We start from the raw sequence: 4,239 nt of genomic DNA, 5'->3' as shown, positions 1-4,239 counted from the left end.
CTGCTGCTCGACCCTGGCCTGCTGCGCTTCCTGCTCAGCGCCGCCGGCCCCGCCGGCCGCGGCGGTCGCCACCGGGTCCTCGCTCAGCTCGATGCTGACCAGCTGAGTCCCGTCGGCGTCGAGGAGCTCGGGGTCGAGCTTCGCCGCCACCTCGGTGTGGGTCGCCGTCGAGGGCTCGTCGAGCTTGAGGTCGGCCAGGTGCTCCGGAAGCGGCCGGTCTGGCTCGGACTCTTGCGCGGCGACGAGGGTGGTGCCGCCGGCCATCAGGGCGAGGGACATGAGAGCGACGGTGACGCGTCTGACCATGCGGGGGTCCTCCCGAGGCGGAGATATTCGGTTGTCCCCCGTACACGCCGGACTTCGTGACGCCGATGTGACTGAACAGAAAAGCTAGCACCGACTGATCCCCCTGCCTAGGGGTCATTGACCGCGATACGGATCGTTCACACGGCGGTCATGAGAGCCCGGGCACGCAGCCAACATCGTGGAAGCTTGGTGTCGTTGGGGCGACTGTGTGGAAGCTAGGTGCAGTGATGGTCGGGCCGTGTGGAAGCTTGGTGTCGTCGGAGGTGCGCTCCTACTCCTCGCCGGCGAGGGTCAGCACACGTAGGCGTTCACCCGCGTACCAGGTGGCCGCAGCGAACACCGCGACGATCAGCACCAGCGCCGCGCCCAGGCTGACGTTGGCCGATACGGCGCCGGGCGACGCGATGGACTCGGTCACCGACAGCGCCCACTGCTGCACGCTGAGCACCTGCGCACCCGGGACGAAGCCTCCCACGACGCTCTCCCAGAGCAGGGCGTACACGAGACCGAAGATCACCGCCTGCCTGGTGGCGATCGCCAGCAACAGGAACACCGCGCTGTACACCGCACCGGCTACGAGCGCCCCGGCCCCGAAGCCCAGCGCGATGCCGGACGACCCACCGACCATGATCACGGAGGCCAAGAAGGTCGGGACGGCCGCGAATGTCACCGTCGTGATCACGGCGACGACGAGCTTGCTGCGCACGATCGTATGCCGGGACACCGGCTTGGCCAGTAGGTAGACCACCGAACCGTCGTCGATCTCGGGAGCGATGGCACCGGTGCCGACGATCAGGCCGAACAGTGGCAGTAGCGCGCCGAGCGAGACGGCCTGGATGAACTCGGTCGCATCAGAGGTGCCGAACTCGGCGAACAGACGCAGCAACGTGGCCAGCGCGAGGAACAGCAAGGCCAGCCCCAGCAGCAGGTACAGCCGCCGGCCGCCCAGCATCGCGCGGGCGGTGAGCCTGATGATCGTGTTGTTCACGGTAGAGCTCCCTCGAACGTTCTCATGATCATCAACGATCAAACCGGTCATGCTGCGGCCATCGGTTGATGATCATGCTTGGACCAGGTAGGAGAAGACACTCTCCAGGGACTCGTCGGCCGGCGTCACCTGGTAGAGCCGGATACCGGCGTCCCGGGACACCCGGGGAAGCAACTCGGCGAAGTTGAGGAACTGACTCGCCTCGAGCCGCAGTACCTGCTCTTTGGAATCGAGCGAGACGCTCGCCGTGCACCCATCCGCGATCAGAGCCGCCGCCAGCGCGCGGTCGTCGCTGGAGGAGATCGTGTACTGGTGCGGCCGGTCGGTCATCAGCCGGCGGATCTCACGGTAGTCGCCGGATGCCGCGTGCCGGCCGGCGACGATCACCTCGATCTGGCTGGCCAGTTGCTCGACCTCTTCGAGGATGTGGGAGCTGAACAGGACGGTCCGGCCGTCGGCGCCCATCCGCCGCAGCAGCTCCATCAAGTGCAGCCGCTGCCGCGGGTCCATGCCGTTGAACGGCTCGTCGAGCAGCAGCACGGCCGGGTCGTGGACAAGCGCCGACGCCATCTTGACTCGCTGCTTCATTCCCTTGGAGTAGTCGCCGACCTTGCGCTGCTGCGCGTACTCCATCTCCACGGTCGCCAGCGCCCGCCGAGTGGCCTCCCCGGGATCGGGCAGGCCGTGCAACTCGGCGTTGAGCAGCACGAACTCCCAGCCGGTGAGGAAGTCGTAGACCGCCTCGCGTTCCGGTACCAGCCCGATGGCCCGGTAGACGTCCGGGTTCTTCCACACCGCCGCGCCGTCGAGCTCCACGGACCCGGTGGACGGCGGGAGGAAACCGCCCAGCATGTTGATGACCGTCGACTTGCCCGCACCGTTCGGTCCCAGCAGGCCGGTGATGCCCGGTCCGATCGACATGGTCACGTCGTTCACGGCGACGACGTTGCCGAACCACCTCGACACATCCTTCAGCGTCAGCGTGGTCATCACAGCCTCACCCTCCGATAGCGGGACACCAGCAGCCCCAGGCACCCGGCTATGAGGGCCAGCGTGACCAGAACGAAGACGACCCCGGCGGCGTTGTTCGGTGGTCCCGCCGGGGTGGACGGATCAGCGCCCAGGGCCCACACCTGCACCCCGTCGACCAGGGTCATCGGGGAGAGCAATCCGAACCAGCCGGCCGTGCTCTTGTCGTCGTTGTCGATGCCGACCACCCCCTGCAACGCCGTGACGACCACGTAGCTCATCATCAGCACGGTGATGATGCCGGCCACGCCGAGCCCGCGGCGCGACGTCACAGACGCGATCACAAGGGCGATCCCGGACAGGACGAGAGCGTAGAGCGCGGCGCCGACCAGGGCGGACATCACGTCGGCGGTCTCGCTTCCAATCGGGAGCTCGGCAAGCAGCGCCCCGACGTACATGATCAGCAACGGTACGGCGAGCAGGATGAAGATCCCGATCGACAACGACGCGTACTTGGCGACGACGTAGTCGACCCGTTCCAGCGGGCGGGACAGGTACAGCGGCAGGGTGTTGAAACGCAGGTCCAGCGAGACGGTCTGCGGAGCCTGAGTGGCCAGGAAGATCGCCAGGGCGGCCTGAAGCACGATGGCGTAGCGAGAGTAGTCCAGCGGCACGTCGTCGACGATCCCCTGCCCCACCCCGACGACGGTGACGACGGCCAGGACCAGCGCCGGAAGGCACATGATGACCGACAGCCCGACGGGCAGCACTTTAGATTTGGGGGAGCGGCCGACCCCGTAGACACCGCGGAGGCTGTGAACGAACAGTGCTCGTGCGACGGCGCGGCGCCCTAACCGGTCACCGTCGTAGCCGCGGTATCCGATGTCGTGGATGACGCCGCCCGAGGCCTGTTCCGGCCCCGGGTCGGTGGCCGCTCCGGCTGTGTCTGCCGTCGGCGACGGTGCCTGGTCAGACCGTGGCTGCATCGTGTGCGCCCTCCTCGAAGACTTCGGCGATCCGGTGCCGCCGGGGTTCCAGCCGAACCAAGCCCTGTCCCAGTTGGGCGACAGTGTCGCGCACGACGTCGTAGGTGGCCTCGCCCGCGAGCTCGACCAGCAGGACGTTGCCGGCCCGGCCTACCTGCAGGCCGGCTTCGGCGAAGGCGTCGGCGACAGCCTCGGTGTCGGCGGTGACTTCGACCGCCAGCTGCTCACTGGCACGGGTGAACTCGGCCGTCGACGACGATCGGAGCAGTACGCCCGCATCGATGATGACGACGTGATCGCAGATCCGCTCCAGCTCGCCGAGCATGTGTGATGTCACGAGGACGGAGATGCCGAAGTCGGTGCGGATCCGGCGTATCAATGCGAGCATCTCGTCCCGGCCCACGGGGTCGAGGCCGTTGGTCGGTTCGTCCAGCAGGACCAGTTCGGGATCGTGCACCAACGCCTGGGCGAGCTTGACGCGCTGCTTCATTCCGGTGGAGTAACCGCCGATCCCGCGGTAACGCTCCTCGTAGAGGCCGACGTGCCGCAAGGTGTCGGCGGTTCGCTCGCGGGCGGCATCCGCCGGCAGACCGGACATCCGCGCCATGTGGACGACGAACTCGGTGGCGGAGACGTCGGCCGGCAGGCAGTCGTGCTCGGGCATGTAGCCGACCCGGCCGCGTAGTTCTCCTCCGTTGTCGGCGACGTCGAGACCGAGCATGGTGCTCCGTCCCGACGTCGCGTCGTTGAGGCCGAGCAGGATCTTGATCAACGTGGACTTGCCGGCGCCGTTGGCACCGACGAGACCGACGATTCCGGGCTCGATCTGTACGGTGAGCTGATCCAAGGCGGTCACGCTCGGGTAGCGCTTGGTCAGCCCTTCGGTCGTGATGACAGACACGGTGCTTGACCTAACTCGTGGGCGGTGCAACGGGTGTGTCCATGTGGCCGGGCCCTGTTACGCGTCGCGGCGGCTGAAGAGCAGAGCCG

General features: G+C 67.4%; 5 protein-coding genes. All 5 read right to left on the bottom strand.

The window, feature by feature from the left end:
* On the bottom strand, positions 1-306 hold a 306-nt coding region (locus ELR45_RS23195), incomplete at its 3' end, for a hypothetical protein (protein WP_165368033.1).
* Between the two features lie 271 nt (positions 307-577).
* Positions 578-1,294, bottom strand: coding sequence for an ABC transporter permease (locus ELR45_RS23190; protein ID WP_205857098.1), 717 nt, complete (start codon positions 1,292-1,294; stop codon positions 578-580).
* Positions 1,295-1,366: 72 nt separating this feature from the next.
* Positions 1,367-2,284: an ABC transporter ATP-binding protein gene (locus ELR45_RS23185; protein WP_129668447.1), complete on the bottom strand. Its 918-nt coding sequence runs from the start codon at positions 2,282-2,284 to the stop codon at positions 1,367-1,369.
* A complete protein-coding gene (locus tag ELR45_RS23180; protein WP_205857097.1) occupies positions 2,284-3,249 on the bottom strand; it encodes an ABC transporter permease in 966 nt (321 codons plus the stop codon). Before ELR45_RS23180 ends, ELR45_RS23185 begins: the two co-directional genes overlap by 1 nt.
* A complete protein-coding gene (locus ELR45_RS23175) occupies positions 3,233-4,150 on the bottom strand; it encodes an ABC transporter ATP-binding protein (RefSeq protein WP_129668446.1) in 918 nt (305 codons plus the stop codon). The genes ELR45_RS23180 and ELR45_RS23175 overlap by 17 nt, the downstream gene beginning before the upstream one ends.
* Positions 4,151-4,239 lie beyond the last annotated feature (89 nt).

This window comes from Phytoactinopolyspora endophytica, from assembly GCF_004138495.1.
GTDB lineage: Bacteria > Actinomycetota > Actinomycetes > Jiangellales > Jiangellaceae > Phytoactinopolyspora > Phytoactinopolyspora endophytica.
The sequence above is the reverse complement of the archived record's forward strand: the minus strand, read 5'-3'. Positions and strand labels throughout refer to the sequence as shown.